The organism is Massilia forsythiae, from assembly GCF_012849555.1.
Classification (GTDB): Bacteria; Pseudomonadota; Gammaproteobacteria; order Burkholderiales; family Burkholderiaceae_D; genus Telluria; species Telluria forsythiae.
The window spans coordinates 1,778,618-1,795,896 of the sequence record NZ_CP051685.1 but is presented as its reverse complement, the minus strand read 5'-3'; the positions used below and the strand labels follow the sequence as shown (position 1 = coordinate 1,795,896).

19 protein-coding genes and 1 pseudogene are annotated in these 17,279 nt (G+C 67.5%); 10 read left to right on the top strand and 10 right to left on the bottom strand.

The window, feature by feature from the left end; all coding sequences use genetic code 11:
- Window positions 1–218: 218 nt before the first annotated feature.
- The 6 genes from HH212_RS07780 to HH212_RS07755 all read right to left on the bottom strand — a co-directional run bounded on the left by HH212_RS07780 (window position 219) and on the right by HH212_RS07755 (window position 6,980).
- Window positions 219–2,231 (bottom strand): DUF885 domain-containing protein, encoded by a 2,013-nt coding sequence (locus tag HH212_RS07780; protein ID WP_169434881.1) that lies wholly within the window; start codon window positions 2,229–2,231, stop codon window positions 219–221.
- Between the two features lie 88 nt (window positions 2,232–2,319).
- Window positions 2,320–3,162 carry a peptide chain release factor N(5)-glutamine methyltransferase gene (gene prmC, locus HH212_RS07775; protein WP_169434880.1) on the bottom strand — a complete coding sequence of 281 codons (843 nt, stop codon included), beginning with the start codon at window positions 3,160–3,162 and terminating at the stop codon, window positions 2,320–2,322.
- A gap of 10 nt (window positions 3,163–3,172) precedes the next feature.
- Entirely contained in the window at window positions 3,173–3,685 is a 513-nt protein-coding gene (locus HH212_RS07770; RefSeq protein WP_169434879.1) for a disulfide bond formation protein B, read from the bottom strand.
- Window positions 3,686–3,747: 62 nt separating this feature from the next.
- Window positions 3,748–4,824, bottom strand: coding sequence for a peptide chain release factor 1 (gene prfA, locus HH212_RS07765; protein ID WP_169434878.1), 1,077 nt, complete (start codon window positions 4,822–4,824; stop codon window positions 3,748–3,750).
- A gap of 108 nt (window positions 4,825–4,932) precedes the next feature.
- Complete coding sequence (gene hemA / locus HH212_RS07760; RefSeq protein ID WP_169434877.1) at window positions 4,933–6,213, bottom strand: glutamyl-tRNA reductase; 1,281 nt, start codon at window positions 6,211–6,213, stop codon at window positions 4,933–4,935.
- Window positions 6,214–6,290: 77 nt separating this feature from the next.
- Window positions 6,291–6,980 (bottom strand): response regulator transcription factor, encoded by a 690-nt coding sequence (locus HH212_RS07755; protein ID WP_169434876.1) that lies wholly within the window; start codon window positions 6,978–6,980, stop codon window positions 6,291–6,293.
- 208 nt (window positions 6,981–7,188) lie between these two features.
- On the opposite strand from HH212_RS07755, the gene HH212_RS07750 reads away from it, so the two are divergent.
- Window positions 7,189–7,701 carry a hypothetical protein gene (locus HH212_RS07750; protein ID WP_169434875.1) on the top strand — a complete coding sequence of 171 codons (513 nt, stop codon included), beginning with the start codon at window positions 7,189–7,191 and terminating at the stop codon, window positions 7,699–7,701.
- A gap of 119 nt (window positions 7,702–7,820) precedes the next feature.
- Here HH212_RS07750 and minE read toward each other — a convergent pair whose 3' ends face one another.
- From minE to minC, 3 genes are read right to left on the bottom strand one after another with little or no spacing between them, the layout of a single operon-like run.
- Complete coding sequence (minE, locus tag HH212_RS07745; RefSeq protein WP_169434874.1) at window positions 7,821–8,072, bottom strand: cell division topological specificity factor MinE; 252 nt, start codon at window positions 8,070–8,072, stop codon at window positions 7,821–7,823.
- A gap of 1 nt (window position 8,073) precedes the next feature.
- Window positions 8,074–8,889: a septum site-determining protein MinD gene (gene minD / locus HH212_RS07740; protein ID WP_169434873.1), complete on the bottom strand. Its 816-nt coding sequence runs from the start codon at window positions 8,887–8,889 to the stop codon at window positions 8,074–8,076.
- A gap of 50 nt (window positions 8,890–8,939) precedes the next feature.
- Entirely contained in the window at window positions 8,940–9,737 is a 798-nt protein-coding gene (gene minC, locus HH212_RS07735; RefSeq protein ID WP_169434872.1) for a septum site-determining protein MinC, read from the bottom strand.
- A gap of 345 nt (window positions 9,738–10,082) precedes the next feature.
- Between minC and HH212_RS07730 the strand changes: the two genes are divergently transcribed.
- The 9 genes and pseudogenes from HH212_RS07730 (at window position 10,083) to HH212_RS07690 (ending at window position 16,536) form a co-directional block, all read left to right on the top strand.
- Window positions 10,083–11,258 carry an acetyl-CoA C-acetyltransferase gene (locus tag HH212_RS07730; RefSeq protein ID WP_169434871.1) on the top strand — a complete coding sequence of 392 codons (1,176 nt, stop codon included), beginning with the start codon at window positions 10,083–10,085 and terminating at the stop codon, window positions 11,256–11,258.
- A 165-nt stretch (window positions 11,259–11,423) separates the two neighbouring features.
- Window positions 11,424–12,167, top strand: a complete 744-nt coding sequence (gene phbB / locus HH212_RS07725; RefSeq protein ID WP_169434870.1) for an acetoacetyl-CoA reductase — start codon at window positions 11,424–11,426, stop codon at window positions 12,165–12,167.
- 64 nt (window positions 12,168–12,231) lie between these two features.
- On the top strand, window positions 12,232–12,375 hold the full coding sequence (locus HH212_RS07720) for a hypothetical protein (RefSeq protein WP_169434869.1): 144 nt from the start codon (window positions 12,232–12,234) through the stop codon (window positions 12,373–12,375).
- A pseudogene (locus HH212_RS07715) lies at window positions 12,336–12,581 on the top strand (AAA family ATPase); the annotation flags it as partial. The gene HH212_RS07720 and the pseudogene HH212_RS07715, both read left to right, overlap by 40 nt.
- Before the next feature lie 112 nt (window positions 12,582–12,693).
- Window positions 12,694–13,116 carry a DUF2750 domain-containing protein gene (locus HH212_RS07710; protein ID WP_169434868.1) on the top strand — a complete coding sequence of 141 codons (423 nt, stop codon included), beginning with the start codon at window positions 12,694–12,696 and terminating at the stop codon, window positions 13,114–13,116.
- Window positions 13,113–14,468 carry an amino acid deaminase gene (locus HH212_RS07705; RefSeq protein ID WP_169434867.1) on the top strand — a complete coding sequence of 452 codons (1,356 nt, stop codon included), beginning with the start codon at window positions 13,113–13,115 and terminating at the stop codon, window positions 14,466–14,468. Before HH212_RS07710 ends, HH212_RS07705 begins: the two co-directional genes overlap by 4 nt.
- 86 nt (window positions 14,469–14,554) lie before the next feature.
- Window positions 14,555–15,511 (top strand): prolyl aminopeptidase, encoded by a 957-nt coding sequence (gene pip / locus HH212_RS07700; RefSeq protein WP_169434866.1) that lies wholly within the window; start codon window positions 14,555–14,557, stop codon window positions 15,509–15,511.
- Between the two features lie 78 nt (window positions 15,512–15,589).
- On the top strand, window positions 15,590–16,036 hold the full coding sequence (locus tag HH212_RS07695) for a DUF2721 domain-containing protein (RefSeq protein ID WP_169434865.1): 447 nt from the start codon (window positions 15,590–15,592) through the stop codon (window positions 16,034–16,036).
- Window positions 16,037–16,080: 44 nt separating this feature from the next.
- Window positions 16,081–16,536 (top strand): hypothetical protein, encoded by a 456-nt coding sequence (locus HH212_RS07690; protein WP_169434864.1) that lies wholly within the window; start codon window positions 16,081–16,083, stop codon window positions 16,534–16,536.
- 206 nt (window positions 16,537–16,742) lie between these two features.
- On the opposite strand, the gene HH212_RS07685 is transcribed toward HH212_RS07690, so the two are convergent.
- Window positions 16,743–17,156, bottom strand: coding sequence for a hypothetical protein (locus HH212_RS07685; RefSeq protein ID WP_169434863.1), 414 nt, complete (start codon window positions 17,154–17,156; stop codon window positions 16,743–16,745).
- Window positions 17,157–17,279: the final 123 nt, after the last annotated feature.

The following is a 17,279-nucleotide window of genomic DNA, read 5'->3' as shown; positions in this document are numbered from 1 at the left end:
TACTGCATGAAGGTGCAGAGAGTAACCGAAAACGGCCAAGCGCGCCGGAGCACCCCGAATATGGCAATTTTATAAAAAGCGGCGCACGGCTGCAGCCGTACGGGGCCATGTTACCCGGCCAGTCTTACATGAAAAATACAGGCGGGCGGCCGGCGCGGCACCGGCCCGGCGGGCGCCGCCGGCGTGCGCCGGCCGCAGGTACCGCCTCGCCGCGGCGGTCATTTCAGCGGCGGTTTGAATGCCGCTTTCGGCGCTGCCGCCGGCGGCGGCATGGCCGGTGCGGGCGGCGTCGCCGTTCCCGCCGGCACGGCCGATCCAGGCCCCACGGCGGATCCTGCGGGCGCGGCCGATCCCGCCGGCGCGGCCGGCCCGGAGGGCGCGGCGGTTGCGGCCGGCGCCGCCACAGCGGGGGCCGTGGCCGGCGCCGGCGGCGCGGGCGGCACGCTGCGCGCGGCGATCCAGCGCTTGATCTGCTGTTCCAGGACGTCGAGCGGCAGGGCGCCGTTTTCCAGCACGGCGTCGTGGAAAGCGCGCTCGTCGAAGCGTTCCCCGAGCGCGCTTTCCGCCTTGCGCCGCAGCGCCAGGATGCGCAACTGGCCGATCTTGTAGGCCAGCACCTGGCCCGGCTGGGCGATGACGCGCTCGACTTCGAGTTCGTTGTCGGACGGCGGATTGGCGGTGTTGGCGTTCAGGTAGTCGAGCGCCTGCCGGCGCGACCAGCCCTTGGCGTGGATGCCGGTATCGATCACCAGGCGCGCGGCGCGCAGCAGTTCCTCGGACAGGCGCCCGAAGTCGGAAAACGGATCGCGGAAGAACCCGAGCTCGGCGCCCAGTCCTTCCGCGTACAGCGCCCAGCCCTCGCCGAAGGCGCCGTACCAGGCGTGGCGCTGGAACGCCGGCAGATCGGCAATCGCCTGCGCGCGCGCCACCTGTAAATGGTGGCCGGGCACGCCCTCGTGCAGCGCCAGCGTGTCGACCTGCCACATCGGCCGCGTGTTCAGGCGCGAGGTGTTCACCACCAGCGCCGCCGCGCGGCTGGCCGAACCGGCTTCGTAATAGGCGGCGCCCTGGTCGACGGCGCCGGCGTCCTGCACCGGCTTGACTGCGAGTTCGTCCGGCGGCACCGTGTTCACCAGCAGCGGCAAGCGCGACGTGGCGCGCGCCACGGTCCGGCGGTAGCGGCCCAGCAGCGCTTCCGGATCGGTATAGAACAGGCGCGCATCGCTGCGCGCGAACGCGAAGAACTGGGGCAGCGTGCCGCGAAAGCCGGTGCGCCTGACGATCGGCGTCATCTCGTCGCGGATGCGCGCCACTTCCTTCAGGCCGAGCGCGTGGATCTCGGCCGGGGACAGGTTGCCCGTGGTGGCGTTCCTGGCCAGGAAGGCATACCAGGCGGCGCCGCCGGGCTGGCTGGAGGCCGCGATGGCGGTGCGCGCCGCCGGCAGGTAATCGGTGCGGATGACATCTTCCAGCTTTTGCAGCGCCGGCGCCAGCGCCTGCAGCGCGCCCGCGCCGTCGGCTGCCAGGCGTTCGCGCACCTCCGGCGCGATGGTGGCGGGCAGGCGCCGGAAGGGTGCCGCCAGGGCGCCGTCGGACAAGTGCTCGCGCAGCGCGCGCAGCTGCGCCGGCAGCGGCGCCACGATCGCCTTCGGCGCCGTCCAGCCGGTACGCATCCCTTCGCGCAACTGCTCGATCACGCCATCGATGTGATGCGGCAGCGCCTGCAGGCGGGACAGGTAATTGCGGTAGTCCTCTTCGCTGTAGAACGGCATCTGCGCCACCAGCTGCGGGAATCGCCACTGCAAGCCGTCCTGGGCGCTGATCGGCTGCGGGTCGAAGGGGACGAAGGCGGCGCCGGCCAGCAGCCGCTCCTTGTCGTCGACGAACAGGTCGAGCGACAGGCGCTCCTGGTCGCTCAGTTGTTCGCGGTCGATCAGGCGCGCCAGTTCCAGCATGCGGCGCTCGTGCTCCAGCGCCTTGGCGGCGCCGGCCAGCGAGGTGTCCGACAACAGCGCATCGTAGCGGTGCTCGCCGACCGCGGTGGCGAATTCGGGATGAGTGCGCAGGCGCCATTGCCAGTCGCGTTCGAAGAGTGCGCGCGCCTGTTCCGATGGGGGCAAGGCCGCCGCCAAGGCGGCCGGCGTGGCGGCAATGGCCTGGGCCGGCGCCAGGGCGGGCAGCGCCAGCAAGATCAGGATCGCGCACCGACTGGGCGCGGACAGTCGACGCATCGGCGGCTCCGGGAAGTGGGCCGATAATTGTAACAAACAGCCGCCGCCGACCGCGCCCACGCTGTCCACGCGTCCATCCGCGTCCCCGCTATCCGCCGAACCTTCCCCCGCTGACCCGCTCGTTTGCTCCCAGGTCGCGCCAGCTCCGCACCTCGCCGAAACCGCCTTCCTGCAGCAGCGCGCGCACCGCCGCCGCCTGGTCGTAACCGTGTTCCAGCAACAGCCAGCCCCCCGGCGCCAGGTACGCGGGCGCGCCGGCGACGATGCGGCGCAGCGCCGACAAGCCGTCGGCGTGATCGGTCAGCGCGCCGGCCGGCTCGAAGCGCAAGTCGCCCTGCGCCAGGTGGGCGTCGCCGGCGGCGATGTAGGGCGGATTGGAGGCGATCAGGTCGAACACCGGCTGGTCCGCAACGCCGCCGTCCGCCAGCGCCTGGAACCAGTCGCTGCGCAGGAAGCGCACGCGCGCGCCGTTGGCGGCCGCATTCGCCTGCGCCACCGCCAGCGCCGCCGCGCTGACGTCGAGCGCGGTGACCAGGGCGTCCGGGCGCGTATGCGCGATGGCGACCGCGATCGCGCCGCTGCCGGTGCCCATGTCGAGCAGGCGCCCGCCCGGCGGCAGGCGTTCGAGCGCCAGTTCCACGATCAGCTCCGTGTCCGGGCGCGGAATCAGCACGGCGTCGCTGACCTGGAAATCGAGGCCGAAGAATTCGCGCCGGCCGACGATGTAGGCGATCGGTTCGCCGTCCAGGCGGCGCCGCACCAGCGCGGCCAGGCGCGCCGCCTGCGCGGCGTCGAGCGGATCGTCGGCCCGGGTGATCAGCTGGGTGCGCGACAGGCCGGTCGCATGGCACAGCAGGATGCGGTTTTCCAGCGGATCGAGCGGCAGCGCGGCTCGTACCGCACCGATGGAGGTGCCGGCGGCGATGTCCATGGATACACCGTCAGCGCGCGCGGCGCACCAGCACCCAGGCCAGGCTGAGCGTCAGCAGCGCGAACCACAGCGCCGACCATTGCGGCACCGACAGGCCGAGGACCGTGTCCTGCGCCGCCTCGCACAAGCCGTCGGCGCGGAACAGCCAGGGCAGCGCGGTGGCGGTAGGAATCTTGTTGAGCATGGTTTCCATCGGATCGATGCCGCACGAAAAGCCGGGATGCGCCAGCACGTACAGATGCTTGGCCACCACGCCCAGGCCGCCCAGGCCGCACAGCAGTGCCAGGCCCGCCAGCACCTTGATGCGCCCGGCAAACGCGCCGATCAGGCTGAACAGCGCGATGCCCAGGAACAGGTAGCGCTGGATCACGCACAGCGGGCAGGGCAGCATGTCCCTGGCGTGCTGCAGGTACAAGGCGGCGCCGACCAGCGCAATGGCGGCCAGGCCGATCGCGAGCAGGATGCGGCGCGAGGCGGCGGCAGAGGCGGCCAGGGTAGGCGACAGGGTGGAAGACGTGGGCATCTGGGCGGTCCTGTGGTGGCAATGTCGAGTAGGCGATTTTCGCACATTGCGAAACCATATGATCAATCGCCGAGGGCGGCGAGGAGTTCGGCCTGGTGTTCGGCGGACAGGGCCGTGGTCAGCTCGGCCAGGTCGCCGTCCATGATCATGTCGAGTTTATACAGCGTCAGGTTGATGCGGTGGTCGGTGAGTCGCCCCTGCGGGAAGTTGTAGGTGCGGATGCGCTCGCTGCGGTCGCCCGAGCCGATCAGGCTTTTACGCGTCGCCGCTTCCTTGCTCTGCTGTTCGCGCAACTGCACGTCCTTGATGCGCGCCGCCAGCACTTTCATCGCCTGCGCCTTGTTCTTGTGCTGGCTGCGGTCGTCCTGGCACTCGACCACGATGCCGGTCGGCAGGTGGGTCAGGCGCACCGCGGAATCGGTCTTGTTGATGTGCTGGCCGCCGGCGCCGGACGCACGGAAGGTGTCGATGCGCAGGTCGGCCGGGTTGATCTGCACGTCCTCGACCTCGTCCGCTTCCGGCATCACGGCGACGGTGCAGGCCGAGGTGTGGATGCGGCCCTGCGTCTCGGTGGCCGGCACGCGCTGCACACGGTGCCCGCCCGACTCGAATTTCAGCTTCGAATACACGCCGTTGCCGACCACGCGCACGATGACTTCGCGGTAGCCGCCCAGGTCGGATGCCGATTCCGATACCACCTCGACTTGCCAGCGGTTGCGCTCGGCATAGCGGGTGTACATGCGTAATAAATCGCCGGCGAAAAGCGCCGATTCGTCGCCGCCGGTGCCGGCGCGGATTTCCAGGAAAATGTTGCGCTCGTCGTTGGCGTCCTTCGGCAACAGCATGGTCTGCAGCGCCAGATCGAGTTCGGCCAGGCGCATCTTGGCGGCCTCGATCTCGTCCTGGGCGAATTCCTTCATCTCGGGGTCCGCCAGCATGTCCTGGGCCGCGGCGATGTCGCCTTGCGCCGTCTGGTACTGGTGGTAGACGCCCACCAGCGGCCCCAGTTCGGCATGCTCGCGGTTCATCTTGCGGAAACTATCCATGTCGGCGGTGGCGCCTTCGGACATCAGGAGTTCGTCGAGTTCGACGAGGCGGTTGGCCAGTTGGTCCAGCTTGGCCAGCATGGATGGTTTCATGGAATGCTCGATCGGAAAGTGGAACGCGCCGCAGGGCGGCAAAAGTGTCAACGGCGGCAAGAAACGGCCTGGGCGCTGCGGACGCAGGCCGGGAGATGAGCGACGCCGCTAACGGCGGCTGCGGAACAGCTGCGGCAGCAGGCTGGCCAGGCGCGCGCGCTCGTCGCCCTGGGCGCGGTGCAGCGCCTGCTGCGGGCCGTGCAGGAACTTGGCGGTGAGACCCTTCGACAGGGCTTCCAGCACGGTGTCGATGTCCTCTCCCTTGGCCAGCAGCTTGCGCGCCCGTTCCAGCTCGGCCAGGCGCAGGGTTTCGCTGGACTCGTGCAGGTCGCGGATCACCGGCACCACGGCGCGGTCGCCGATCCAGTGCATGAAGGATTGCACGCGCGTCTCGATGATCGCCTCGGCTTGCGCCACCGCGGCTTGGCGGCTTTCGACGCCGCTGCGCACCACGTCGGCCAGGTCGTCCACGGTGTACAGGAAGGCGTCGTTCAGGCGCGCGACCTCGGGCTCGATGTCGCGCGGCACCGCCAGGTCGACCATGAAGATCGGACGGTGGCGGCGCGCCTTGAGCGCGCGCTCGACCAGGCCCTTGCCGATCAGCGGCAGGGTGGAGGCGGTCGAGGAGATCACGATGTCGAACTGCGGCAGCTGCTCGGGCAGGTCCGCCAGGCGGATGGCGCGGCCGTTGAAGCGCGCGGCCAGCGCTTCGCCGCGTTCCAGCGTGCGGTTGGCGATGGTGATCGACTTCGGGTTCTGGGCCGCGAAGTGGGTGGCGCACAGCTCGATCATTTCGCCGGCGCCGATGAACAGCACGTTCTGGTCGCCGACGCGATCGAAGATGCGCTCCGACAGGCGCACCGCGGCGGCCGCCATCGACACGCTGTGGGCGCCGATCTCGGTGGTGCTGCGCACTTCCTTGGCGACCGCGAAACTGCGCTGGAACAGCTGGTGCAGGTAGGTGCCGAGGCCGCCGGCTTCGTCGGCCAGGCGCACCGCATCCTTCATCTGCCCCAGGATCTGCGCCTCTCCCAGCACCATCGAATCGAGCCCGGAAGCGACGCGGAAGGCGTGGCGCACGGCGTCGTGCTGGGGCAGCATGTACAGGTGCGGGCGTAGTTCACCGAAGTTCAGGCGGTGGTAGTCGGCCAGGAAGCGTGCCGAGGCGTCGAGCGGATCGGGAGCGCCGCTGGCGGCATACAGTTCGGTGCGGTTACAGGTCGAGAGCAGGGCCGCCTCGTCGCCGCCGCGGCCGTGCGTGTCGCAGCGTGCAAACCAGCCGCGCGCCGCGCGCACCGCCTCGCCCAGCCGGTCGGGCGGCATCGCCAGTTGCTCGCGGAGCGAGACCGGTGCGGTGGTGTGGTTGAGGCCGACGGCAAGCAGTTGCATGGGTGATCAAAAATCGGGCAGTCGATGCATTATACCCTGATGCCCGCAGGGTTTCATGCGACGGCTCGGACAGGTTGTCAGGCGCCCAGCCGCTCCAGGCGGTAGCCGTAGCTGTACACCGGCACCAGCCGGAAACCGTTTTCCGGGCGCAAGCGCAGCTTGTTGCGCACGCGCGAGACGTGGGTATCCATGGTGCGCGACGGCACCGCGGTCTCGCGCACCCAGATCGATTCGTGGATGTAGGCGCGCGACAGCGGGCGCCCCAGGTTGCGGAAAAACAGCAGGGCCAGGTTGAATTCCTTGTGGGTGACGTCGATCTGCTCGCCATCCATCATCAGGCGGCCCGGGCGGGTCTCGAACACGTAGGGGCCGAACTGCAGTTGCTCGGCGCCGTTCTGCGACGGGTAGGCGCGGCGCAGCAGCGCCTGCACGCGCGCCACCAGCTCGCCGCGGCGCAGCGGCTTGACCAGGTAGTCGTCGGCGCCCGCGGTGACGCCGGCCACGATGTCGTCCTCGGCGGCGCTGCCGGCCAGGAACATGGTCGGCGTGTTCGGCGCCATCTTTTCCTTGGCGCGGCGCAGGACTTCCTGTGCCGGCACGTCGTTCACCTGCCAATCCATGATCAAGAGATCGGTACTGTCCTTGCGCAATTGCCCCAACATATCCTTGCCATTGTCGAATGCCTGGCAATTGTGCCCCGCGCCATTCAGGACTTGGCAAATCAGGTCTGCTTGTACGTTATCGTTGTCCAGTACTGAAATTCGCATGATCAAACGGGTCTCGCCGTAGTGGGATTTTTAGAGGTAGAACTGTAGGATGCCTCCTACAATTATGATCGAAATATAGCAGACTTTTAAAATAAGGCGACTGAGCCTTACGGAAATTCACATTTTCGTTGGCAAATTACGTCACACTCGTGTCAAATTGCCAACTTAATCATGGCAACTTCAATCAATCGTGGTCGGGAGCGTTTACATGTTCAAGAAAAAGGCGAAAGGCGGCGAACTGGTCTTGCTGCCGGTATCGAGCGCGGACCTGGAGAAAGTGCGCGAGCATTGCCGCGCCATGGTGCGCAAGCGCGCCGCGATCGCCGCCGGGGTGTCGGCAATTCCGCTGCCGGGCATCGATGTGGTGTCCGACCTGTCCAGCTTCGCGATGATGGTGGAAGAGATCAACCACGCCTTCGGCCTGACGCCGGACCAGATCGAGCGCCTGCAGCCGCGCATGCGGGTGGCCGCCTACCAGGCGGTGGCGGCGCTGGGTGGGACGCTGGTGGGCAAGCTGGTGACCAAGGAACTGGTCCTGAAACTGTTGCAGAAGTCGGGCGCCAGGCTGGTCGCCAAGTCGGCCGCCAGAGTGGTGCCGCTGGCGGGGCAGATCGCCTCGGCGGCGATCGGTTTCGCGCTGTTCCGGCAGATGGGCTACCAGCACGTGGAAGCCTGCACGCGGGTGGCGCAGGAAGTGGTGCTGGAAGCAGGAAAAGACTAGCGGCGCGCCAGGGGGCGGCCGGCATGGCGCGGCGAACACCGCGGCGCAATGAACTGCGGCGCCGCAGCGCCGCACTGGAACCGTGGCGCCGCAGCGCCGCAGGCAACGCGCGCCGGCGCTCAGGCGTCCGGCAGCACCACGTTCACGTCGAGCACTTCCAGGTTGCCCTGGCGGTCGAGCGAAATCTTGATGTCCTCGGCGTTGACCTTGGTGTACTTCGAGATCACCTCGATCAACTCCTGGTGCAGGGCCGGCAGGAAATCCGGGCCGGCGCGGTTGGTGCGCTCGCGCGCGATGATGATCTGCAGCCGTTCCTTGGCCGCATTCGCGCTTTTCGGTTTCTGCGGAAACAGGAATGAAAGCAAGGCCATGTCACTTGGCTCCAAACAGGCGCTGCAGCAGGCCCGGCTTTTCGTAGCTGATGTAGCGCAGCGGAATTTCTTCGCCCAGGAAACGCGCGACCACGTCCTGGTAGGCGCGCGCGACGTCGGTTTCCTTGAAGTGGATCGCCGGGTTGCCCTGGTTGGAGGCGTGCAGCACGGCTTCCGATTCCGGGATGATGCCGATCAGCGGAATGCGCAGGATTTCCTGCACGTCCTGGTACGACAGCATCTCGTCGGCCTCGACGCGGCGCGGCGAATAGCGCGTGATGAGCAGGTGTTCCTTGACCGGTTCGCCGCCGCTCTGGGCGCGGCGCGACTTGGCCTGCAGGATGCCGAGGATGCGGTCGGAATCGCGCACCGACGACACTTCCGGGTTGGTGACGATGATGGCGTCGTCGGCGAAGGTCAGCGCCATCAGGGCGCCGTGCTCGATGCCGGCCGGCGAATCGCAGACGATGTATTCGAAGTCCATCTGCACCAGGTCGTTCAGCACGCGCTCGACGCCGTCTTCGCTGAGGGCGTCCTTGTCGCGCGTCTGCGAAGCCGGCAGGATGAACAGGTTGTCGCAGTGCTTGTCCTTGATCAGCGCCTGGGTCAGCGTGGCTTCCTTGTTGATGACGTTGATCAGGTCGTATACCACGCGCCGTTCGCAACCCATGATCAGGTCGAGGTTACGCAAGCCGACGTCGAAGTCGATCACCACGGTCTTGTGGCCGCGCAGGGCCAGGCCGGTCGAGAAGCTCGCGCTGGAAGTGGTCTTGCCCACGCCGCCCTTGCCGGACGTCACAACGATAATTCTTGCCATGAAAAATATAAATCCTTTTCAGTTCTGGTCGGTGCCGGGTGGCGGGGTGCTCAGTGGCGATTCGCCGGACCCAGCGATGATATATCGATTCGGTCGCCGACCAAACGGATTTGTACCGGTTGGCGCGACATGTCGGCCGGCAATCCTTCGTCGAAGGTACGGTAGACGCCCGCGATCGACACCAGTTCCGGCTCCAGCTGCAAGGCGAAGATGCGCGCCCCGGCATTGCCGGAAGCGCCGGCCAGCGCGCGCCCGTACAGCGGCGCATACACGTGGATGCTGCCGTCGGCGATGATTTCGGCGCCGTTGTTGACCACGGCGGTGATGATCAGGTCGGCGCCGCGCGCATAGATGCGCTGGCCGGCGCGCACCGGGGTGTCGATGATCATCGCGGGCGCGGCCGGCGGAGCAGCGGGCGCGGCGGACGCAGGTACCGCTGCCGGTGCGGGCGGCGCCGGCACCGGGACGGCCACCGGGGCCGCCGCTGCATTGTCGCGTGCGGCGTCGGCGCTGGTGCGCGCGCCACTGGAGCCGTCGTCGAGGAACAGGTCGTGGGCGCGGATGATCTCGTGCAGCGAGGCCGGCGCGCCGCGCACCGCCACCGCATTCAGGCGGTAGCGCTTGAGCAGCTTCACCAACGCTTCCCAGTCGATTTGCCCGGCTTCTTCGGCGATGCCGCCGACGTCGATCACGGCGAATTCATCCTCGAAGAAGTCCGACACGCCGCCCGTCATCTGCTTCAAGGCGGCATCGATCGCCAGCGGATCGGCCGAATGCAGGATGGTCGAAATCGCCACGACCGTGGAGATCTTGATTTCGATGGGCAAGGAAGTCGGGCTCTTGGACATGGATCGTTCTGGTTGGCACTAACCGAGCATTCTACTGTGAAATTTCGTGGAACGGAAAAGGCTTTTTGGCGTTTTGCTTATCCAGGGAAATGAATATTTCCCGATAAAAATCCGGGCGACAAAATGCTCCTCCGGAGGGACAGGTTTTCGTGAATCGGCCGTGGGTGACGGTGAATAAGCTGCTAAGATTGATTTCGCGTAAACAAACCATCCGCAGGCTCTCCAATACTGCCGGCTTTGTTGTCCAAGCCAGTGGGGGAGCCGTGTCGAGAATAACAGTGAACAGGGAATGTCCGCGCACCGCTCCAGGTGCCGGATCGATCCGTAATACTTTCGGAGATTGATATGGAAGACGTCGTTATCGTGGCCGCCGGCCGTACCGCAATCGGCAAGTTCGGCGGTACGCTCGCCAAAATTCCGGCGACGGAACTCGGTGCCCAGGTGATCAAGCAATTGCTGGCCAAGACCGGCATCGATCCGGCGGCGGTCAGCGAAGTCATCATGGGGCAAGTGCTGACCGCGGGCGCCGGCCAGAACCCGGCGCGCCAGGCGACCCTGAAGGCGGGCCTGCCGGAAGGCGTGCCGGCATCGACCCTGAACGTGGTATGCGGCAGCGGTTTGCGCGCCACCCACCTGGCGGCCCAGGCGATCGCCTGCGGCGACGCCGAGATCGTCATCGCCGGCGGCCAGGAAAACATGAGCGCCTCGCCGCACGTGCTGAACGGTTCGCGCGACGGTTTCCGCATGGGCGACGCCAAGCTCACCGACACCATGATCGTGGACGGCCTGTGGGACGTCTACAACCAGTACCACATGGGCGTGACCGCCGAGAACGTCGCGCGCAAGTACGAGATCTCGCGCGCCGAGCAGGACGAATTCGCGCAGCAGTCGCAGGCCAAGGCCGAAGCCGCGCAAAACGCCGGCCGCTTCAAGGACGAGATCATCCCGATCGAGATCCCGTCGAAGAAGGGCGCCACCATCTTCGATACCGACGAGTATCCGAAGCACGGCGCCACCGTGGAAGCCCTGGCCAGCCTGCGCCCGGCCTTCAACAAGGAAGGCTCCGTTACCGCCGGCAACGCTTCCGGCCTGAATGACGGCGCCGCCGCCGTGATCATGATGTCGGCGGCCAAGGCCAAGGAACTCGGCCTGACGCCGCTGGCGCGCATCAAGGCCTATGCCTTGTCCGGCCTCGATCCGGCCATCATGGGCATGGGCCCGGTGCCGGCGGTGCGCAAGTGCCTGGAAAAGGCGGGATGGTCGCACGAAGACGTGGACCTGATGGAAATCAACGAGGCGTTCGCCGCCCAGGCCGTGGCGGTCAACAAGGAAATGGGCTGGGATACGGCGAAGATCAACGTCAACGGCGGCGCCATCGCGCTGGGCCACCCGATCGGCGCTTCCGGCGCGCGCGTGCTGGTGACCCTGCTGCACGAAATGGTGCGGCGCGACGCCAAGAAGGGTCTGGCCAGCCTGTGCATCGGCGGCGGCATGGGCGTGGCGCTCGCGGTCGAGCGTTGAACCGACGATGAAGCAAGCGCCGCAGCGCATGAGGACATGAGCGCACGAGCGCATGCGGCGCGGTATGGGCAGTGGAACGGCGGATCGAAAGCGCATGAAGCAGTCAGATGCATGACGCAGTGACGATGTTTCCATAATAAAGATTACGAAAAACAGGAGAAGACAATGACGAACAGAGTGGCATTGGTAACCGGCGGCATGGGCGGTCTGGGCGAGGCGATCTGCATCAAGCTGGCGGCGCTCGGCTATACGGTCGTGACCACCTATTCCCCGGGTAGCAAGAAGGCCGAAGGCTGGCTGGCGTCGATGCGCGAGCAGGGCCAGGATTTCAAGGCCTACGAGTGCGACGTGGCCGACTACGAGTCGGCCCAGGCCTGCGTGAGCAAGGTGGTGCAGGAAGTCGGCCCGGTCGACGTGCTGGTCAACAATGCCGGCATCACGCGCGACATGACGTTCAAGAAGATGGATAAAGTGAATTGGGACGCGGTCATGAAGACCAACCTGGATTCCGTGTTCAACATGACCAAGCCGGTCGCCGACGGCATGGTCGAGCGCGGCTGGGGCCGCATCATCAATATTTCGTCGGTGAACGGCCAGAAGGGCGCCTTCGGCCAGACCAATTACTCGGCGGCCAAGGCCGGCATCCACGGCTTCACCAAGGCACTGGCGCTGGAAGTGGCGCGCAAGGGCGTCACCGTGAACACGATTTCTCCGGGCTACATCGGCACCAAGATGGTCACCGACATCCCGACCGAAGTCCTGGAAACCAAGATCCTGCCGCAAATTCCGATGAACCGCCTGGGCAAGCCGGAAGAAGTCGCCGGCCTGGTGGCGTACCTGTCGTCGGACGAAGCCGCCTTCGTTACCGGCGCCAACATCGCCATCAACGGCGGCCAGCACATGCAGTAATCCTGCGGATCGATTGACCTGCACGACACCGCCCACGGGCGGTGTTTTCACGTCCGGAGACGCCATGCCGCCGCTCGCCGCCAAACCCTACCTGCGCTCGGTCACGCTCGACCCCAGGGCCGAGATCGACCTCGATACGTATCCGTTCACCATTCCCGCCGTGCGCGAGCTCGGGCTCCCAACCGCCAGCTGGCGGCGCTGGGCGTGATCGACCGCCTGGCCAGGCAGGGCTGCCAGTTCATCATCGCCACCCACTCGCCGATCCTGCTGGCCTATCCGAATGCCAGGATCCTCAGCTTCGACGCCGGTGGCATCACAGAAGTCGCCTACGAGGACACCGGGCACTACGCCATCACGCGCGATTTCCTCAACCACTATCCGCGCCGCCTGGAGCAGCTATTGGGCGACGAGTAGGGACGCGGCGGCAGGCCTGGCGGTGGCGCTGGGCGGCGCCGTCGCGGCGGCAAACCGGCGTATCCTGAACGCGACGCCCGGCCCGGCTGCTGCGGCACTGACGAGGACGACGATGACGATCGATGCAAGACAGGTGGCGGCGCTGGTGATGCTGTCCGGACCGCAGCGCTACGACTATTTCATCCGCCGCGTGGCCGAGAGCGGCGTGGTGTGGGGCCTGTACCGCCAGGGCTGGGCGCTGGCGAAGAAGGAGGACGGCACCCTGATCTTTCCCCTGTGGCCGGACAGCGAGTTCGCCGCCATCTGCGCCGACTACGAATGGACCGGCTACCGGCCGCAATCCTTTACGCTCGCCGAACTCCAGGACGAACTGCTGCCGCAGCTGGCGCAGGACGGCATCGTCACCGGCGTGTTCCACACCCCGGGCGCGCGCGACGTGATGCCCGGCGCCGGCCTGCTGCGCGCCGACCTGGCCGATGCGGTGCGCAGCCGCGAGCGCGAGCGCGGCCCCGGCGCGCAGGGAGACGCGCCATGAGCCTGCTGCCCGGCGTATTGTCCCTGTCCGAACTGGAAGAACAGCGCCTGCCGCCCGGCACCAAGGGCCTGGCGATCGGCGCGCCGCTGCGCCAGGGCGCCATCGGCGTGCAGGGGTGGAACGTGCTGCGCGGCGATACCGGGCTGCCGGTGGCGGTGCTGAAGACGGCGGCCCTGCGCCACAACCTGGCATGGATGCGCGACTTTTGCGCGCGCCACGGCGCCTCGCTGGCGCCGCACGGCAAGACCACCATGTGTCCGCAACTGTTCGGCGCCCAACTGGCGCACGGCGCCTGGGGCATCACGCTGGCGACGCCTGCGCAGGTGCAGGTGGCGCACCGCTTCGGCGTACGGCGCGTGCTGCTGGCCAACCAGCTGGTCGCGCCCGGCGACCTGCGCATCGTGCTGGCGCTGCTGCGCGACGACCCGGAATTCGACTGCGTGGTGCTGGCCGATTCCCTGGCCGGCGTGGCGCGCCTGGCGGAGGCGGTGGCGGCGCAGCCGCTGACTGCTACCGCATCCGCCGCCGTCGCGCGCCCGCTGCCGGTGCTGGTCGAACTGGGTTTGCAAGGCAAGCGCGCCGGTTGCCGCACGCCGGAAGCCGCGCTGACGGTGGCGCGCGCACTGGCCGGGTCGCCCGGGCTGGTGCTGGCCGGCTTCGAGGGCTACGAGGGCCTGCTGGTGTCGCACGACCACGAGGCCGACCTGGGTGCGGTGCGCGCCTTCGTCGACGCCCTGTGCGCGCTGGTGCCGGCGGCCGACGACGAGGGGCTGTTCCAGGGCGGCGAGATCATGGTGTCGGCCGGCGGCTCCGCCTATTTCGACCTGGTGGCGCGCGGTTTCGCAAGCATGCCCGAGCTGTCGCGGCCGCTGCGCCCGATCCTGCGCAGCGGTTGCTACGTCACCAGCGACCACGGCCTGTACCGCGCCGCGCTGGCGCAACTGGACGCGCGCGAAGGCGCCGTCTCCGCAGGCGCCGCGTCCGCGGACGGCTTGCGGCCGGCACTGGAAATCTGGAGCGTGGTGCAGTCGCGTCCCGAGCCGGACCTGGCGATCCTCGGCATGGGCAAGCGCGACGCCTCGCACGACGCCGGCCTGCCGCAGCCATTGCTGTGCCACCGGCCCGGCCCGGGGCTGCCCACGGCGCTGCCGGCCGGCTGCGAGATCGTCAAGCTGAACGACCAGCATGCCTACCTGCGCCTGCCGGAAGGTCCGGTGCGCGCCGCGCTCCAGGTCGGCGACCTGGTCGGCTGCGGCATTTCGCACCCGTGCACCACCTTCGACCGCTGGCCGCTGCTGCTCGGCGTGGACGACGACTACGCCGTCCGCGGCGCCTTCAACACCTTCTTCTGAAGCAGGCCGGAAGGCCAGGGCGGCGGCGGTTTCAGGCAAGGCCAAGTAGGCTACAATCGGCTGTCGTCCTCTTCCTGCGAAACGCCATGCCCGCCACTCCGCCGTTCCTGTTCCCGCCGATCCTGCCCATCCGCCACGGCATGCTGGCGGTCGACGCGCTGCACACGATCTACTGGGAAGAGGTGGGCAATCCGAACGGCATTCCGGTCATCTTCCTGCACGGCGGACCGGGTGCGGGCCTGTCGCCGCAGCACCGCCGCTTCTTCGATCCGGCGGTCTACCGCGTGATCCTGTTCGACCAGCGCGGCGCCGGCAAATCGACGCCGCTGGGCGAGTGGAAGAACAACACCACGCAATTGCTGATCGACGACATCGAGCGCCTGCGCGTCATGTTCCACGTCGAGCGCTGGCTGGTGTTCGGCGGTTCCTGGGGCTCCACGCTGGCGCTCGCCTATGGGCAGGCGCATCCGGAACGCTGCCTCGGCTTCGTGCTGCGCGGGATCTTCCTGTGCACCCGGGCCGAGGTCGAATTCTTCCTGTACGGCGTGCAGTGGTTCTATCCCGAGCTGTACGACGATTTCGTTTCTCCGATCCCGCCCGAGGAACGCGGCGACCTGCTGCAGGCGTACGCGCGCCGGCTGCTGTGCGACGATCCGCGCCAGTACTGGCCGGCGGCGCGCGCCTGGAGCCGCTTCGAGGGACGCCGCGTGTTCCTGCTGCCGCAGGAAGAGGAGGGTTCGTCCGACACCCTCGACCTGGGCGTGGGCCGCCTCGAGGCGCACTACATGGCCCACGGCGCCTTCTTGGACGAGGGGCAGCTGCTGCGCGACTTGCCGCGCATCGCCCATCTGCCGGCGGTGATCGTGCAGGGCCGCTACGACGTGATCTGCCCGCCCCTGTCCGCCTACCGCCTGCACCAGGCCTGGCCCGGCTCGCGCCTGCACATGATCGCCGACGCCGGCCACGGCGCCCTCGAGACCGGCATCGCGCGTGCGCTGGTGGCCGCCACCGAGCAGTTCAAGCGCCACGGCCGCTTCGAATGAAGCCCGGGCCGCATGCGGGGCGGCCTGTTACACTTGTCCGGCATACCCAGAATAACGACAAGCGATAAGCGAACCCGAATGAATATCCAGACCAACGACATCGGCCACGTGATCCAGCTGGCGATCGCACCGGTGTTCCTGCTGACCGGCGTCGCCACCAAGTTGACGGTGCTGACCAACCGCCTGGCGCGCATCATCGACCGCACCCGCGACCTCAAATTGCGGCTGCAGCAGGGGCCGGACCGGGACATCCACGAAGAGCTGGACGTGCTGTACCAGCGCTGGCAGTTGATCAACTACGCGATCACGTCCAGCACCGCCTGCGGCTTCCTGATCTGCGTGATCATCGCTTGCCTGTTCCTGGGCGACACTGCCGGCCTGCCGCTCGACCGGTACATCGCCGGCATGTTCGTGGTGGCGATGATCGCCCTGATCGCCAGCTTCATCTTCCTGCTGCGCGAAGTGCTGGTCTCGTTCCGCTACATGCGCCTGCACCTGCACGACCCGTCCGGACGCTCCTGCTGACGCCACTTATCCGACATAAAACCGAAACGAAGCCGAGTCTTACCATGCACGATTACCAACGCCCCCCCACGCTGCACCGCTACGGCATGCGCACCGACCTGGAACAGGCGCTCGCCGCCGGCCAGTTCCGCCTGACGCCCGCCAACGGCTTCCTGACGCTCTCCTTTTCGCAAGCCTGGGACAAGCGCCTGTTCGACGTGCTCGGCCCGGCGGACTGCTGCCTGGTCATCCACAACACCGAGGAATTCGGCGAGCGCCTGCACCGCGCCGTGCAGCGCACGCTGCCGAACTGGGCCGGCATCGACGGTCCGGTCGAATACGGCGTGCGTTCGCGCCTGGGCCAGGCCTTTACGGCCACCGCGGACCAGGGCCGCGAACAGGAATGGAAGTTCGCCTGGCGCTCGCTGTCGCCGCAGGCCAGCATGAATCCGGTGACGGTCCGCATCGGCAACATCGAACAATTCGCCGAACTGCGCTCGCCGGAAAGTTATCCGGTATAAACGCGCAGCGAAAAGCCGCCGGCGCGCGTTCCCGGACAAAGGATGCGGCCGCCCACGCGTCGCCGAAGACAGGACGCTGGTACGGCGAGACGACGCAACCTAGTCATGAAGCTCGTGTCGGCGGCGCAAAAAAGCCGGGTAGAGGAGGGGGCTCTACCCGGCTACCACCACAACACAAACTGGTTTTTCTATCGCAGAGAACGATCTTACGATCGTCCGGCGCCAGGGTCCTTCCTGCCCGGCCGGCTGGCGCTGTCCGATACCGGCTGCGCGCTCGGATCCTGCTCGCTGCCGCCGTCGCCGGACTGGCGCGACGCATTCAAACGGTCTTCCTCGCCGCGCGCCTGCATGCGCTGGGCGCTCTGGCGCGCACTCCAGCCGGCCTGCTGGGCCGCGGCGCCGCCGCGCTGGCGATCGATAGCCGGGCTGTCGATGCCCCCTTGCAGCGAACCGCGCGCGCGCAGCGCAGCGCCTTGCTGTTCGACGTTGGCCGATTGCACGTTGGCGCCGCCCGGAGCGACCCAGCCGGGCGCCCGCGGTTGCTGGCTGCCTTCGGCCACGGTCATCGTTGTTTCCTTGCCGCGTGCGCGCGTGCCGTTCGGGCCTTTTTGCTTGGACATGATGTTCCTCCCTGCAAAGCTGCGCTCGCTGGAGCGCTGACAGGAAGATCATGCGCCGCGGGAAGCCGGTATTCCAGAGGAATACGGAGCACGGCGCTGTAGGAGTGGAACTACCAAGTAAGA